Raw genomic sequence first — 15,778 nt, forward strand, 5'->3', positions numbered from 1 at the left:
AGTGATGATGAAAATAGCCATTATGCAACCCTATTTTATGCCTTATATTGGATATTATCAGTTAATGAATTCAGTAGATACTTTTGTTGTTTACGATAACATACAATTTACTAAAAAAGGGTGGATCAATAGAAACAGAGTACTTGTTAATGGGAAAGATCAATTTATTACAATTCCTTTAAAAAAGGATTCTGATTATTTAAATGTAAATCAACGCTATTTGTCAGATGATTTTCAAAATGAAAAAATGAAAATCATGAACAAACTAAAGGGGGCATACGTGAAGGCTCCGTTTTATAATGATATATTTCCGCTCATTGAAAAAATATTTGAATATCAAGGAGATAATTTATTTGATTTTATATTTAATTCAATTGATGCCATAAAATCATTGCTGGGTATAGAGTGTAAAATTGTAAAATCATCTGAGTTGGATTTTGACATCGAAGAATTTAAAGCCAAAGATAAAGTGATAGAAATTTGCAAACATCTCGAAGCCAAGATTTATATAAACCCAATAGGCGGTGTTGAACTTTATTCTAAAGAAGATTTTAAAAATCAAGGAATTGAACTTAATTTTATTAAATCAGAATTCATTGATTATAGGCAATTTGATTATGATTTTGTACCATGGTTATCCATTATTGATGTACTGATGTTCAATTCAGTAGAAGAAACAAAAAAATATTTATTAAAATACAAAATAACTTAAAATGAGAATATTTGTTACAGGACAAACTTCAGTTCATTGGGGAAGAAAAGAGTTTGGAAACATCGGTAATTATTATGTAACGGAAAGTTTTTTTAGACAAATACATTTAACTTTTCCTGATGCTTCAGTATATACCACTATACAACTGACAGATGAATTTTGCTTAAGAGAAAAAGTAAAATGTGTCCCATTAGAGCTTTATTATAATTGGAGTGAAGATGATCTTAGTAATGCTTTATTAGAATATGCTATTGCCGATATTTACAATAAAACAGGAAAACTGATTGATACTACGCCATTTATAGATGAAGTTTTAAAATCTGATTTGGTTATTGATCATAGTGGAGATATGTGGGGTCAAAATGCCGATTTAGCAGGAGAGAACAGATTCATTGTTGGAGTTCTAAAAAATAGAACAATTCAATTATTAGGAAAAAAGAATGTTCTGTTAGGCTGTTCCCCTGGTCCTTTTAATGATGAATATCTGCCGATAGTAAAAGAGGCTCTTATTAATTTTGATGTCATTACAACGCGAGATGGACTCTCAAAGTCCCTGCTCAAAGAGGCAGGATTACCTGTGGATAATGTAAAAGAATACACGTGTCCATCCTATTTATATAAAGGTGATGATTTTGAAATTGTTAAAAATAAGCTTGAAAATACCCTACTATATAATAAAAGCAAACCAATTATCGGGATTAATATTTGTGGCTGGAACATGGAGCAACCTCCTTTTAGCAAATGGCCAAGAGCAAATGACGAATATGATAATTTTATTGGTCTAATTGAATTTATTACACAAAAATTAGACGTAAATGTAATGTTATTGTCCCATTCAAATGGTTTTTTAATGGAGCCCGAATTTAAATTAATTCATGGTAGGGATTTCCCTATTCTTAAACAATTGTATGATATTATCCAAGAAAAGAGCCCTAATGATAAATTATTTTTGTTAGACGGAGTTTACACACCGGGCGAAACAAAATCTATAATTTCTCAATTTGATTTATTCATTTCTGGAAGATTGCATGGCGCTGTAGCGGGATTGTCTCAAAGTGTTCCCACAATTATTATTGATTATGGTCATGAACCAAAAGCTCATAAGCTTAGAGGTTTTGCGAAACAGTTGGATTTAATTGATTGTGTTGTTGATCCAAATAATCTCAATAATATGATTGATAAAGTAGATGAATATTGGAGCAACCGTGAGAAAATTAAAAATCACTTGGATTTGAAATTACCCGAAATAAGATTACAGGCACAAAATAGCTATAAAATTCTGAAAGAATTAGTCAATAATTAATTATGTCTCAAAAGAACTTATACATATTTGGATTAAGTACGACTGCAAAATCAATATTTACATTTGTCGTAAAATATAATCTTTTTAACGTAAAAGGTTTTATTGTAGATAAAGCGTACAAAGAAAATGACGATTTCTGTGGGTTGCCAATTATAGGTTTTAGTGAAAGTGAAAACTTGGAAAGCTTTAATAGTTCTACCGATTTGATTTTTATAGCAATCCAATGGAATAAAGTAAACCAAGATCGCAAAGATGTATATAGTAAGTTTAAAAGATTAGGATATAGATTTGCAAATATAGTTTCTCCCACAGCGATAATACATGGCGAAATTAATGGGGATAACTGTTGGATTTCAGATTATGCAGTAATCGATACAAATACAATTATTGGTTCGAACGTCTTTATTAAAACAAAAGCGTTTATAGGAAATGATTCTATAATTGAAGATCATTGTTTTATCGGGGCAAACTCTTTTATAGCTGGTGATTGCTTTGTACAAGAGCAAACATTCATAGGAATTTGTGTAACAATATTTGATAGGGTCAAGATTGGGAAAAAATGTATTATTGGAGCAACAACAGTTATAAATAGAAACATTCCGGATTATACTTTGGTCAAAAGCACGATAAATCAAACACTCAAAGAATATGATGAGGAGCTAATTGAGCAGAAATTAACCTATACTAAGAATATTCGATAATATGGAAAAACCGTTAGTAAGCATTTGTTCGCTCACTTTTAACCATGCTGATTACATCAGGAGGTGTCTTGACGGGTTCTTGATGCAAAAATGTAATTTTAAATTTGAAGTGCTTATCCACGACGATGCCTCTACAGATGGAACATCTGATATTATTATGGAATATCAGGCAAAATATCCTGATATCATAAAGCCTATAATTCAAACCGAAAATCAATGGTCAAAGGGTATTAAAGGGCATAATTTCAGACATAATCTTCCAAGAGCAGAGGGTAAGTATATTGCCATTTGTGAAGGTGACGACTATTGGATAGATCCTCAAAAATTACAGAAACAGGTAGATTTTCTGGAGAAGAATCCAGAATATAGTTTAGTATGTGGAGGTTTTAAGTCAGTTAATACAATAACAGGAGAAGAGCAGATTGTTATAAAGAATGTTGAAAATTGTAAAGATAGTTCACAAAAAGGATTTGATATAACCTTACCACTCTTTTTTAATCAATGGCTGACAAAGAACCTTACTCTTGTTTATAGAAAAGAACTATATAATCCTGATGACTTCAAGAATTATAAATTTACCCGAGATGTTCATTTTAACTATCATTTATTAAAAAAAGGTAAGGGTTATTATATGAGAGCGATTTTAGGTGCCTATCATGTTCATGAAGGAGGTTTTTTTAGTTTGGGGACAAAAGATAATAAGTTAAAAACAGCCTATCTAATAACGAAGGAGCTTTACAAAAACAATAAAGAAGATGATAATGCACGAGTTGCAAATTTTAATACATTACGTAGCATTATAAGTAACAAGGTATATGCCAGAGACAAGAGTTTAAAGAAAAAGAATCTAATACTTGAGTTGCTGAATTTGATTAGAAATAAGAAGGAGATAAAAAAAACTATTAAAACAATATTTGATAGAGTGTAATGAATAATAAACCTTTAGTTTCCATAATTATTCCTACTTATAATCGTGCTCATCTTATAGAAGAAACTTTAGAGAGTATTCTAGAACAAACCTATAAAAATTGGGAATGTATTATTGTGGATGACGGCAGTATGGATAACATAGAAGAGGTTATTTTTGAACATTTAAAAAAAGACTTTAGGTTTCAATTTCACAGGCGTCCAAATAATTATAAACCGGGAGGAAATGGTGCAAGAAACTACGGTTTTGAAATTAGCAAAGGAGAGTATTTGAATTTCTTTGATAGCGATGATTTAATGCATCCTGAAAAGATAAAAATGCAGTTAGATGCCCTAATGAGTTCCAATAAGGATTTTGCGATATGTCAAACTACTTTTTTTAAAACCAGAAGAGAGGAAATGGTTGGTGTGTGGAATGAGAATCTTTATGATGAAAATCCTATTGACAGCTTTATTTTAAAACAAATTGGTTGGAGCACGTCGGCTCCTTTATGGAAAAAAGAGAGCTTGATAAAACACTATATTAAATTTGATGAACGACTTAAGAATGGTCAGGATTTCAAGTTTCATATCGAAGTTCTTTTGAAAGGACTCAATCCTATTGTTGTCCATGAAAATCTTGTAGCAAATAGAGAACATGATAATCAAATTAAATCTCGTAACACCAAGACTGTTTCCAAAACTTTGATATTTAGGTTTCTTTATGATAATAGATATAGGTTAAGAGATGATACTAATACATATGTAGAAACAGCCTTGCTGAGTCTTATACCAAGACTTTATATTGATAAAAATCTAAGAAAGGCATTTTTACTAAGTGTTTTTATGTTGCGAAAAGAATTCTCAGTTAGAGTTTTTATTAAGATTGTGGGTAATGCTCTTTTTGGTAGTCTATATTACTTAACTAATAAAGGGTATAGGTTTCTAAGTAATAATTAGAAAAAAAATCATTCTAAATTAGATAATGTTTATTTCAAGTTGCATAGTATTTAAAATAATCTTTTTTAGTCATTTCTTAATTAGAAATATTTGTAATTTATAAAAAGCATCAATAATGTGTGGATTCACGACAGAATACAGTTTAAACACCTTGATATCCAAGCCTGAATTTATCGGGCTCCTTAATCTATCTCAAAAAAGAGGTCCAGATTCACAGGGTTATTGGAGCGACGGTACTTCTGTTCAGCTAGGATTTAATCGTTTGGCTATTCAAGATTTATCGGTTGCAGGACAACAGCCGATGCAGAGTCCTCAAAAACGTTTTACAATTGTCTTCAACGGAGAAATATACAACCATTTAGCTTTAAGAAAAAAACTTGACTATACCTCCTTTAGAGGCAGCAGCGATACCGAAACCATAACAGCTTGTCTGGAGGAATGGGGAATAGAGAAAACTGTTTCCTTGTTAGACGGTATGTTCGCCATGTCTATTTTTGATGCAAAAGAAAAATCGGTCACTTTGGCAAGAGATTTTGCAGGAATCAAACCGTTGTTTTATGGTTTCAAAAACGATACCCTATTTGCTTCAAGCCAATACGATCAGATTAGGGCACATCCGATGTTTGAAAAAGCCGATTTGGATTTAAGTGTTTTAAAGCTGTATCTGCAACAACATTTTATGCCAGCACCATTTGGGCTTTACAAGGATACCTATCAGGTATTGCCTGGTGAAATGATTACTTTTTATCCGAACGGGACAAAAAAGCATACTAGATATTGGGAATTTCCTGCAGAAAATGATTTTTCTGTTTTTGATAAAAAGGAAGCCCAAAATTTGGTGACTGCTACTTTGGATTCCTGTGTTCATGACCAAATGTTGTCAGATGTTCCCTTAGGGGCATTCTTATCTGGAGGGGTTGACTCCCCTTTGATCTGTTCTTTTGCTAAAGACTATCATAAGGAATTACAAGTTTTTTCTATTGGTTCAGACAGTAAAGTACACGATGAATCAGAAAGAGCAAGACAATTTGCAGAAGCTCTCGAAATCAAACAGCATATTTGGCAATTATCGGCCAAAGAAGTACTGGGGAGTTGGGATGAGGCGATGATGGCACTCCACGAACCTCTAGCCGATTTTAGCATCCTACCCACTTATTTGGTTTCTAAATTAGCCAAGCAAAATGTTACAGTAGCGTTGAGTGGAGATGGTGGAGACGAACTATTTTTTGGTTACGAACGTTTTTGGAACATAGGAAAAAATATCAATTATCAGCATTACCCTTCTATTGCCAAAAAAGCTATTTATGGGTTTGATAAGTATCTGACAAAAGCAAAAAGAGTAAATAGTAACTTGTTGGCTGATAAATTTTCGGATGTACATCAAGGATTGCATTCACGATTTAGGGGCAACTGGTTGCCTTTAATTGCTCCAGATTTGAAAGATATAGCTTTGCCAGAATGGGATGTTTACAATTATGACAACACAAAAGATGAGAGAGTACTTTTAGGACGTTTGCAAAAAGCAGAATTTTATGGGATGATGCAAAAAACGCTACGAAAAGTCGATCTAGCCAGCATGGAAAATAGTCTTGAAGTAAGAGTACCGTTTTTACAAAAAAAGATGATAGAAGCTTCTTTGAAAATAGATCCTATGTTGAGTTACGGAAATGGTGTGCAAAAACAACTTTTAAAAAATATTTTGTCTAGCAGAGTTCCTCAAATTCCAAAAGAGCAAATAAAAAAGGGTTTTTCTGTTCCTTTATCAAAATGGATTAGAGAAGATTTGCAACCCGTTTTCCAGAGTACACTTTTAGATGGTAACTTAGTAAATTTTGGATTTGAAAAAAAAGAAGTTGAGAAAATGTTAACGACACATCTAAAAGGTGAACAAGATTTAAAATGGGCGTTATTTACGCTTTATAGTTTGTTAAAATGAAAAAAATAAAAGTACTCTATACTATTCCCAATTTTGATACCGCAGGAAGTGGAAAAGCATTGCTTAATTTAGCTTTAGGCTTGAATAAGGAATTGTTTGAGCCTCATATTTTATGTCTGCATAATAGGGGTGCGTTTTTTGAAACCGTAGAAAAATCAGGAATTCCCATCCATGTTTTTGACTACATTCCAAAAGAGAGACCCATTCTTCAGATGCTAAAAAAGTGCTGGAAATTATCTAGAAAGTTAAAAGCAATACAGCCAGATATTGTTCATAGTTTTCATTATAATTCTAATTATACAGAAGGTTTGTCCACAAGATTAGCAGGTATAAAATGGGTCTTTACAAAAAAAAATATGAGCTGGGGAGGTTTGTCCAAAAACAGTTGGCAACTTCGTTCGTTTTTAGCAAATAAGATTGCTTTACAGAATACGGATATGAAAGCATCTTTTTATCCTCATTCAAACAAGACGTCGCTTATTTCCAGAGGAGTCGATATAGAAAAATTCCATTTTTCAACTCCAGATTCCCATATTAAGGCTTTAATGAAAACAGCAGAAAATCAAAGAGTGTTGATTTGTGTCGCTAATTTTGTTCCTGTTAAAGGAATAGAAACTCTCATAACGGCTTTTGATGAAATAAAAGCACAGCATGAAGATTGGGTTTTGTGGCTTGTTGGAGATGATAAAAATGAGTATGGAGAAAAGCTTCACGGGATGGTAGATGCTTTAGGATTAAACTCAAAGGTTATGTTCTCAGGAAAACAAATGAATGTGGTGGACTATTTGAACCATGCAGAAATTTTTGTATTGCCAACCCTTGATGAAGGAAGAAGAGAAGGATCTCCTGTCGCTTTATTAGAATCCATGGCAAACTCAAAAGTCGTTTTAGGTTCAAGAGTGCCAGGAATAAGAGACCAACTGAGAAGCTTTCCAGAACATCTTTTTACTCCGAAAAATGAAATAGAATTAGCAAAGAAATTGTCTTTTTTTATGGGTAAAAGTAGAGCGGAACTTACTGAGCTAGGTAAAGAATTTCAGAACCTAGTTTCTCAAAATTATTCTATAGGAATTGAAATACAAAAGCATGAACAATTTTATTTGTCTTTACTCAAAAGAGAGATATGATAGTGAAAAAAACGTTGCATCTAGATGGATTGAAACTTGTTTATATCTCGATGAATGTTGTTAGCATTCAATCTTGTTCTGTTGATTGTAAATTAAGTTTCTCCCTTGAGAAATCCAATTTTAAGTAAAAAATGAAAGAAATTAATACCCCCATCATTCCCTCAAAAGCTACTTTTATAGGTGCTCAAAAAACACTTGACCATAAAGCCATCTGTGTTTTTTCGGCTTTGGGCTTTTTCTTAGATGACGACACCTATTTCTTAGAACAGAAAGTCTTGAAACCTGCCAACCAATATACAATAGATAACGGATCCACAACTGCAACACAACCTTATTTTAAATGGCACCATACACCTGTTGAACGTCCTTTTAAGCAGGTTGTTGAAGAATTTGCAGTGCTTTTTGAGCAAATTATAGAGGAGCAGGTTGGCAATAGAAAAGTGATACTTCCCTTGTCAGGAGGATTGGACAGTCGCACACAGGCCTGTGCTTTACACTATCTCAAGAAAGATGTTTCCGCGTATAGTTATGCTTTTGAAGGAGGTCATGATGAAACCAAATATTCCAAACAAATAGCCGAAGTTTGTGGTTTTGCTTTTAAAGATTGGCGCATACCAAATGGCTATTTATGGAATAAAATAGAGGATTTGGCAAAAATAAACGGTTGCTATTCCGATTTTACACATCCCAGGCAAATGGCCTTTATCGACCAATATGCCCAAATGGGGGATGTTTTTTCGCTCGGACATTGGGGCGATGTGCTTTTTGATGACATGGGTGTTGCCGATGATCTGACTGTTGAGCAACAGGTTGCCGTACTGTTTAAAAAAGTGGTTAAAAAAGGAGGTCTAGAATTAGCGACTACCCTTTGGAAAGAATGGAATATGGAAGGCAACTTTGAAGATTATCTGTATCAGAGGCTTAAAAGCTTACTTCTTAAAATTGATATTCCTCAGAGTGCCAATGCCCAGATCCGTGCCTTTAAGAGCCTTTATTGGGCTCCAAGATGGACTAGTGTTAATCTAAGTATTTTTGAACATGAAAAACCCATAACCGTTCCTTATTATGATAACAGGATGTGTGCATTTATTTGTACCGTTCCAGAAAAATATCTCGCAGGAAGACAGATACAGATTGAGTATTTGAAGATGCGGAATCCTGATCTTGCAAAAATTGTTTGGCAGGGACAGAAACCTTTTAATCTCTATAGCTATCACTTTAATAAAAAACCTTATAATATGCCTTATCGTATTTTAGATAAGGTCAAGCGAACCCTAAACCCCAAAAAGCACATACAAAGAAATTGGGAATTGCAGTTTTTGGGGACTGAAAACGAGAAGCAATTAAAGGAAAGATTACTTGAAAATGAAAAAATGAATGCGGTAATTCCAACCGAGCTTACAAACGCTTTTTATCAAAAATTCAAAACAGAAGATGATGTTTATTATTCACATCCCGTGAGTATGCTTTTAACGCTGTCTTTATTTTTCAAACAAAATCAATGAGCAAAAAGATTAAAATAGCAGTCTATTCTGGCGAAGTTCCCAGTACTACTTTTATAGAACGTCTCATAAACGGACTTTCAGATGAAGGCTATACTATTCTTTTGTTTGGTTATTTGAAAAAGAGAACAAGATATAGTAGTTCCTCCATATCGGTTACTACGTATTCTGATAATAGAATTCAAAAGTTATTTCATCTTATAAAATACAGCTTATTATTAGGTCTTTTTAAAAGGGAAGAAAAAAAACAGCTAGATGTTATAATTGCCGCTAAAAGCAAAAACAAAACACTTTCTAAAATCAAGTATTATCCTGTGTTGTGGCACAAACCAGAAGTATTTCATTTGCAATGGGCTAGAAGCATCGAGGATTGGATCTGGGTACAAAATTTTGGGATAAAACTTGTTGTAAGTTTGAGAGGTGCCCATATTAATTATACCCCAATAACACATCCAGAAATTGCCCTGCTTTATCAAAAGACTTTTCCTAAAGTAGATGGTTTTCATGCTGTTTCCAAAGCTATTGGCAAAGAAGCAGAGAAGTATGGAGCAAGTTCAGCTAAAATTCAAGTAGTTTACAGTGGATTGAACAAAATTATTGTTCCAGGAAAAAGTAATGAAGACAAGACTTTTACCATTATTTCCGTTGGCAGGACACACTGGAAAAAAGGCTATAATTATGCCTTAGAAACTTGTAAGATCCTAAAAGATTCAGGTTTCAAATTCAACTATCAAATTGTAGGAGCAAATGATTCAGAAGAGTTAACCTATTTGGTAAATACTTTAAACCTTCAAGAAGAAGTTCTGCTTTCTGGGAAAATGCCTTTTTTTAAAGTGCAAGAATCTATGAGAAATGCTGATGTCCTTTTGCTTCCGAGTTTGGAAGAAGGCATTGCAAATGTAGTTTTGGAAGCAATGCAGCTCGGAACGCTTGTTATCTCTACAGATTGTGGCGGTATGGATGAGGTAATAGAAAATGGGCAGAACGGATTTATTGTTCCTACAAGAAATCCTCAACAAATGTCTGATAGCATATTGAAGATTGCCCAGCTTCCTCACGAAGAAAAACAAAGCATGATGGAACAGGCTAAAATAACCATTGAGCAACAACATACCACAGAAAAGATGATTTCGGATATGATTTCTTTGTATCAAAAAGTAATAGCATCATGAAGATAGCACTTGTCTTGCCCAATGTTCCAGCTTATTCTGAGACTTTTTTCAAGAATAAGATTCTTGGTTTGCAACAAAGTGGCCATGAGGTCCTTCTTTATGTAAATCACTCAAAAGCACCCAATAGCTATTTGAATTGCAAAGTAGTTAAGGCTCCAGTATTAAATAGAAACCAATTGTTTGTTGCTTTTAATTTGTTTTTAGAGTTCGTAAAAGTATTGTTTTTAAATCCTGCCAAAAGCTTCAAACTGTATCAGCTTAATAAAAAAGATGAGATTTCATTTTCTCAAAATCTAAAGCAAATCTTAGCCAATCAGTTCTTACTTTCCGAAAAAGTAGATTGGCTGCATTTTGGTTTTGGGACTATGGCTTTGGGAAGAGAAAATGTTGCTACAGCTATAGGAGCCGAAATGGCTGTAAGTTTTAGAGGTTTTGATTATTATGTATATCCTGTTAGGAATAAAAACTGCTATTCGGTATTGTTTGCAAAAAAAGTAAAATACCATGTGCTTTCGGAAGGAATGAAGAAAGGATTAATGGCAAATGGAATCAAAGGAGAAGTAATTTTCAAGATAACTCCCGCTATTGATATTGAAATTTTTGATGCAAGAGAAAGCATAAAATCCGATACAATACAAATAAAAACCGTTGCAAGACTTCATTGGATTAAGGGATTGGAAGCAACACTCGAAGCGGTGTCCTTATTAAAGAAAGAAGGTATTGATTTCCATTATACGATTATAGGAGATGGGGTAGAAAAAGAGCGTTTACAATTTGCAATTCACCAACTTGGTTTAAATGACAATGTAACTCTTGCAGGAAAGTTATCTTCAGAGCAAGTAAAGGAAGCCTTATCAAAAGCTGACATTTACTTGCAGTATAGTATTCAGGAGGGATTTTGTAATGCGGTTTTGGAAGCTCAAGCAATGGGATTGCTTTGCGTCGTTTCTAATGCAGAAGGGTTGAGTGAAAATGTGCTTGACAATCAAACAGGTTTTGTTGTTGCAAAACAAAACCCGCTACTGCTTTTTGAAAAAATAAAAGAGTTACTTCAATTGCCTGAAAATAAAAAACAAATCATCGGCGATCAAGCTGTTTTGAGAGTTCAAAAGGAATTTAATTTAGAAAAACAGCAAAAAGAATTTTTAGCTTTTTATACCGAATAGCCATGAATATTTATATACCGCCTATTGATTTTTCTACTCTAAACAAGAAATCCTTGTTTGTATTGACACGTCCTTTTCTAAACCCTGATGGGTGGGGAAATTCTGCAGCCGTAAAACAACAATTTGAAGTTTCTGATGTGTTTGCCTATGTTGATCGTATTGAAAAGGCAACTGTTTTTTTTATTCCAAACCCTATAAATAGTTATTCGAAAGATGAATTAAATGCCATCAATTCAATTTGTATGCAAAATAGCATCAAAGCCTATGGCTATATTTCGGGGGATCTTGGAGCTGACTTCGGTTATTTTGACCATATTGTTTTTTTTAGAATGGGCGGTTTTAAATCTCAACTGCCGTCGAGCAATAAAAGTCTCCCTGTATCGCTTTCCGATCATTTTGAGCGTATTTATAAAAAGACCGCCATTGATGTAAGAGAGAGACAAAATAGGGCAGTCGTGGGATTTTGTGGACATGCTACCTTGTCTTCAAGCAAAAGCGTGAAGGAAAATATCAAATTTGTAAAAGAAAATCTAAAACGTTTTTTTCAAAACCCTTTCCGTAAAGATTATGAACCGCTTTTTGCCTCTGCACTTGAACGAGCCAAACTTTTGAAGTCATTTGAAGCATCTCATCTTGTAGAAACCAATTTTATTTATCGAAACAATTATAGGGCAGGGGCCACTTCAGAAGAAGAGCGTGCCAAAACCACTTTGGAATATTATGATAACATTAAAACTTCTGATTATGTACTTTGTGTTCGAGGAGCAGGAAATTTTTCCGTACGTTTGTACGAAACCCTTATGATGGGTAGAATCCCCATTTTTGTCAATACCGATTGTCTGCTTCCCTTCGGCGATAAAATCCAATGGAAGAATCATGTAGTATGGGTTGAATGGAAAAATAGAAAAAATATCGCTAACCTAGTTGCAGAATTTCATAGCAAACTCTCTGATTACGATTTTAAAACAATGCAACTAGAAAATAGAAAGCTTTGGAAAGAACAACTTTCAGTAGCAAGTATTCTGAATATGATAATGATAAAAGATGGTATTTAAATTTTTACGCTATATTAAGCCCATTTGGTACTTTAACCTGAAACCTTTTCGGGATTTTTCTTATTTTCCGCTAGAAGAAACCTTAAAGAAACAAGGTTTTTCTTTAGATCGAGATTTGGGCTATAAAAATTTAGAAGCTCAGAATTTGGATTTAGCTTGGAGAGCTTTTCAGGTTGGTTTTATATCAAATTCTGAGGAAGAAGGAATTGATGTTTGGAAAAAAACAGAGCTTCCTATTCAAGATGAATATCGTTTTTTAAGGAAAAATTTCCATAAGGCATGGAATGTATATGTTTTGTTTATTCGTTTAATTACTTTGAAAAATCCTTTTAATGAAATCGCGGGCTTCTTAAAATCTCGAAAAGTAAAAAGAGAGGATTACTCTAAGAATTCTATTGAATACAAAGAATACGAAGCTTTCGATAGTGAATTGATTCAAGAAAAACCGATGATTTCGGTTATTATCCCAACTTTAAACCGCTATGAATATTTAAAAGATGTATTTAAGGATTTAGAAAACCAAACCTACAAAAATTTTGAAGTTATTGTAGTAGATCAGACAGATGACTTTAGAGCAGATTTTTATGAAGGATGGAATTTAGATTTACACTATTGGTTTCAAGAAGAAAAAGCACTTTGGAAAGCCCGAAATGAAGCTATAAAATTTTCTAAAGGAGAATATGTTTTATTGTATGATGATGATTCTCTAGTTGAAAATAATTGGATAGAAGAGCACCTCAAAACATTGGATTTTTTTAAAGCTGATTTATCTAGTGGAGTTTCAATAAGTCTTGTAGGTGCACAAGTACCCCTACATTATAGCTATTTCAGGTGGAGTGATCAATTGGATACAGGGAACGTATTGATTAAAAAGAGTATTTTTAAGGCGATAGGATTATTTGATAGGCAATTCGAAAAACAACGTATGGGTGATGGGGAATTTGGACTTAGGGCTTATTTAGCAGGATATAAGAACATATCTAATCCAAAAGCTAAGCGAATACATTTGAAAGTTAGTCAAGGAGGATTAAGGCAAATGGGAAGCTGGGATGAATTGAGGCCTAAAAAAATTTTTGCATCCAGACCAATTCCAAGTGTGTTGTATTTGTTTCGGAAATATTTCGGAAATAAAAATGCCTTTCAAGAGGGGATAAAAATGGCTTCTTATTCTTTTATACCTTATAAATATAAAGGGGATTCAAAAAAAAGAGTTTTTTTTATGCTCATTACATTACTTGTGTTTCCCCTAGTTATATATACTTTTAGTAAAAGTTGGAGTAAATCTTCAAAAATGTTGAATTCAAAAAAATATGCTAATGAGTTATTTGATATCTAATATTCCTTTAGAAAATTATCAATATCAATTTGATGATTTCTATATAAAATTTTCCGGAGATTATAGAATACTTATTTCTGAAGACGAATTAATACTAGTTGAGGGTTTTGTATATGACACTTTGAAAAATGAAGAAGTTGCTGACGAAACTCTTAAACAAATTATCAAAAAGTACAACAATGAAAATATTGTTTTTGAAGATCACATAACAGGACAATTTAACATAGTTTGTATTAAAAACAATGTGATTAATTTAATAACAGATTTTGTTGGAATGAAACCTCTATATTATTGTATAGAAGATTCCAATAAGATAATTTCCAATAATATTTATTCTTTTTTAGATTTAAATTTTGAATTTGATAAAACTGCTTTGATACAATCGTTGGTTTCGATTCTTTATATTCCTTTAAATAAAAGAACCTTTTTCAAAAAAGTCAATCTACTTAGAAGCGGAGAATATATCTCTTTCAACATTAAGACCAATGAATTGAATTACATTATTGATTCTATTGATATTGAAAACAAAAAAATAAATAAGGAAGAGTGTCAATCGATAATATCACTACTCAAAAACAACGCGACAATTTATCAACGTGTTTTTAAAGAGATATTACTTCCAGTATCAGGGGGGGTTGACTCTAGAATAACTTTAAGTTCATTCGAAGCCTTAAACAAAGAGAATGTAAAAACTCTATCTTATGGAGAGAAGGATTATATTGACAATAAAATTGCTAGAGAAATTACAGCTTATTTGAATTTGAATCATATTGATGTTTCTTTTAAAGACTCCCTTTTTCCTACAAACAAGGAATTTAATTTACAAGTAAAAAATGGAGGAGAGTATTTTATCAACAGTTGGTTTTCGGTATTAAATTGTTTGGATAGTACTAATTATATATCTAAGGCAGATTCAGTTATTCTTATAGGAGATGTATTGGATATTTTGAGAGCGAAAAATATCAAATCTATCCGAAGTAGAAAAAAAAGAATTTTATTTCAATCAAAAAATATTTTTGGCTTAAAAATGAATGAAGTAAAATTGGATAAGCCTAGTTTTAAAGGTATGATTATAGATAATTATTTATCAAAATTATCTATTCTTTTTTCTGAATATCCACAATTAAAAGAAGAATTGAGTTTTGATGAAAAAATATTTTCAGAAGAATTAGAATCAGATGTTGAAGCTTTTCTAGATTATGTTATTTTGAAAACCAAACCTAAAAACCAATTAAATTTAGAAGAAGTTTTTTATATCTTTACATGGGGAGCTAGAACAATGGCAAAGCAAATAAATTTGTTTAAGGGGAATTATAATGCTTTTGTACTTATGAGTAATAGACACCTAGTAAAGAAAATATTAAATTATAATCCGTTAGATAGATTTGAGGATAAACTTACCCACAAGCTTTTAGGAAATAGTAATTTCAATAAAGTTTCCCATTTCCCTACTTCGCAAGTTCCTTTTATTGGTTATAATTCAAACATCTATATCAAATATATTATTTGGGCATTTAGGAGTTCATTAGATCAAATTTTGATAAAATCTGGAAGAAAGCGATTGGTAAAGCATATAGAATGGAAAGATTATTACTGTCGTGAATCAAATAATCAATTGTTAGAAAATTTTTTAAAAGATGTTAAGCATAGAGAACTTCCTATAAATTTATTCAATAAGAGAGCAAATGGGGAGCTTTGGCCTTTGAGTGAAGTAGATATAAACACTTTTTCATTTATATTAAAATTGATTGATTTGAAAAAACGATAAATTTTTATTCAAAATATTTAGAAATATTGAAAGGGATTTTAATGTTTAGTAGATATGTTTTAAATATGATTCAATTAATTTTATTAATTTTTGATGATTATATTTCTGCAAAGGAGAACAAAAAAAAAGGAAAT

13 protein-coding genes are annotated in these 15,778 nt (G+C 32.3%); all 13 read left to right on the top strand.

All coding sequences use genetic code 11. The features are described from left to right. Positions 1-4 precede the first annotated feature (4 nt). The 13 genes from J2X31_RS04870 to J2X31_RS04930 all read left to right on the top strand — a co-directional run bounded on the left by J2X31_RS04870 (position 5) and on the right by J2X31_RS04930 (position 15,644). Complete coding sequence (locus J2X31_RS04870; protein ID WP_310024906.1) at positions 5-712, top strand: WbqC family protein; 708 nt, start codon at positions 5-7, stop codon at positions 710-712. 1 nt (position 713) lies between these two features. Beyond that, positions 714-2,015, top strand: coding sequence for a polysaccharide pyruvyl transferase family protein (locus J2X31_RS04875; RefSeq protein ID WP_310024908.1), 1,302 nt, complete (start codon positions 714-716; stop codon positions 2,013-2,015). Between the two features lie 2 nt (positions 2,016-2,017). After that, the gene (locus J2X31_RS04880; RefSeq protein ID WP_310024910.1) at positions 2,018-2,716 is read left to right on the top strand and encodes an LbetaH domain-containing protein; all 699 of its coding nucleotides are present in this window, start codon (positions 2,018-2,020) and stop codon (positions 2,714-2,716) included. Position 2,717: 1 nt separating this feature from the next. Continuing rightward, positions 2,718-3,644 (top strand): glycosyltransferase family 2 protein, encoded by a 927-nt coding sequence (locus J2X31_RS04885; protein ID WP_310024911.1) that lies wholly within the window; start codon positions 2,718-2,720, stop codon positions 3,642-3,644. Beyond that, on the top strand, positions 3,644-4,582 hold the full coding sequence (locus J2X31_RS04890; protein ID WP_310024913.1) for a glycosyltransferase family 2 protein: 939 nt from the start codon (positions 3,644-3,646) through the stop codon (positions 4,580-4,582). The genes J2X31_RS04885 and J2X31_RS04890 overlap by 1 nt, the downstream gene beginning before the upstream one ends. A 115-nt stretch (positions 4,583-4,697) precedes the next feature. Continuing rightward, positions 4,698-6,518 carry an asparagine synthase (glutamine-hydrolyzing) gene (gene asnB / locus J2X31_RS04895; protein ID WP_310024915.1) on the top strand — a complete coding sequence of 607 codons (1,821 nt, stop codon included), beginning with the start codon at positions 4,698-4,700 and terminating at the stop codon, positions 6,516-6,518. After that, positions 6,515-7,645 (top strand): glycosyltransferase, encoded by a 1,131-nt coding sequence (locus J2X31_RS04900; RefSeq protein ID WP_310024916.1) that lies wholly within the window; start codon positions 6,515-6,517, stop codon positions 7,643-7,645. Before asnB ends, J2X31_RS04900 begins: the two co-directional genes overlap by 4 nt. A gap of 131 nt (positions 7,646-7,776) precedes the next feature. Further along, positions 7,777-9,150: an asparagine synthase-related protein gene (locus J2X31_RS04905; protein ID WP_310024919.1), complete on the top strand. Its 1,374-nt coding sequence runs from the start codon at positions 7,777-7,779 to the stop codon at positions 9,148-9,150. Next, entirely contained in the window at positions 9,147-10,319 is a 1,173-nt protein-coding gene (locus tag J2X31_RS04910; protein ID WP_310024921.1) for a glycosyltransferase family 4 protein, read from the top strand. The genes J2X31_RS04905 and J2X31_RS04910 overlap by 4 nt, the downstream gene beginning before the upstream one ends. After that, entirely contained in the window at positions 10,316-11,485 is a 1,170-nt protein-coding gene (locus tag J2X31_RS04915; RefSeq protein WP_310024923.1) for a glycosyltransferase family 4 protein, read from the top strand. The genes J2X31_RS04910 and J2X31_RS04915 overlap by 4 nt, the downstream gene beginning before the upstream one ends. 2 nt (positions 11,486-11,487) lie before the next feature. Further along, positions 11,488-12,540 (top strand): exostosin domain-containing protein, encoded by a 1,053-nt coding sequence (locus tag J2X31_RS04920; RefSeq protein WP_310024924.1) that lies wholly within the window; start codon positions 11,488-11,490, stop codon positions 12,538-12,540. Continuing rightward, positions 12,530-13,876 (top strand): glycosyltransferase family 2 protein, encoded by a 1,347-nt coding sequence (locus tag J2X31_RS04925; protein ID WP_310024925.1) that lies wholly within the window; start codon positions 12,530-12,532, stop codon positions 13,874-13,876. The genes J2X31_RS04920 and J2X31_RS04925 overlap by 11 nt, the downstream gene beginning before the upstream one ends. Further along, positions 13,857-15,644 (top strand): asparagine synthase (glutamine-hydrolyzing), encoded by a 1,788-nt coding sequence (locus tag J2X31_RS04930; protein WP_310024926.1) that lies wholly within the window; start codon positions 13,857-13,859, stop codon positions 15,642-15,644. The genes J2X31_RS04925 and J2X31_RS04930 overlap by 20 nt, the downstream gene beginning before the upstream one ends. Positions 15,645-15,778 lie beyond the last annotated feature (134 nt).

It is taken from the genome of Flavobacterium arsenatis, from assembly GCF_031456785.1.
GTDB classification, from domain to species: domain Bacteria; phylum Bacteroidota; class Bacteroidia; order Flavobacteriales; family Flavobacteriaceae; genus Flavobacterium; species Flavobacterium arsenatis.

Bases quoted from the DNA above. Each gene is read 5' to 3' on its own strand.
- J2X31_RS04915 (WP_310024923.1), top strand. From the start codon at position 10,316: ATGAAGATAGCACTTGTCTTGCCCAATGTTCCAGCTTATTCTGAGACT.
- J2X31_RS04910 (WP_310024921.1), top strand. From the start codon at position 9,147: ATGAGCAAAAAGATTAAAATAGCAGTCTATTCTGGCGAAGTTCCCAGT.
- J2X31_RS04875 (WP_310024908.1), top strand. From the start codon at position 714: ATGAGAATATTTGTTACAGGACAAACTTCAGTTCATTGGGGAAGAAAA.
- J2X31_RS04880 (WP_310024910.1), top strand. From the start codon at position 2,018: ATGTCTCAAAAGAACTTATACATATTTGGATTAAGTACGACTGCAAAA.
- J2X31_RS04890 (WP_310024913.1), top strand. From the start codon at position 3,644: ATGAATAATAAACCTTTAGTTTCCATAATTATTCCTACTTATAATCGT.
- J2X31_RS04885 (WP_310024911.1), top strand. From the start codon at position 2,718: ATGGAAAAACCGTTAGTAAGCATTTGTTCGCTCACTTTTAACCATGCT.
- J2X31_RS04870 (WP_310024906.1), top strand. From the start codon at position 5: ATGATGAAAATAGCCATTATGCAACCCTATTTTATGCCTTATATTGGA.
- asnB (WP_310024915.1), top strand. From the start codon at position 4,698: ATGTGTGGATTCACGACAGAATACAGTTTAAACACCTTGATATCCAAG.
- J2X31_RS04900 (WP_310024916.1), top strand. From the start codon at position 6,515: ATGAAAAAAATAAAAGTACTCTATACTATTCCCAATTTTGATACCGCA.
- J2X31_RS04920 (WP_310024924.1), top strand. From the start codon at position 11,488: ATGAATATTTATATACCGCCTATTGATTTTTCTACTCTAAACAAGAAA.
- J2X31_RS04925 (WP_310024925.1), top strand. From the start codon at position 12,530: ATGGTATTTAAATTTTTACGCTATATTAAGCCCATTTGGTACTTTAAC.
- J2X31_RS04905 (WP_310024919.1), top strand. From the start codon at position 7,777: ATGAAAGAAATTAATACCCCCATCATTCCCTCAAAAGCTACTTTTATA.
- J2X31_RS04930 (WP_310024926.1), top strand. From the start codon at position 13,857: ATGAGTTATTTGATATCTAATATTCCTTTAGAAAATTATCAATATCAA.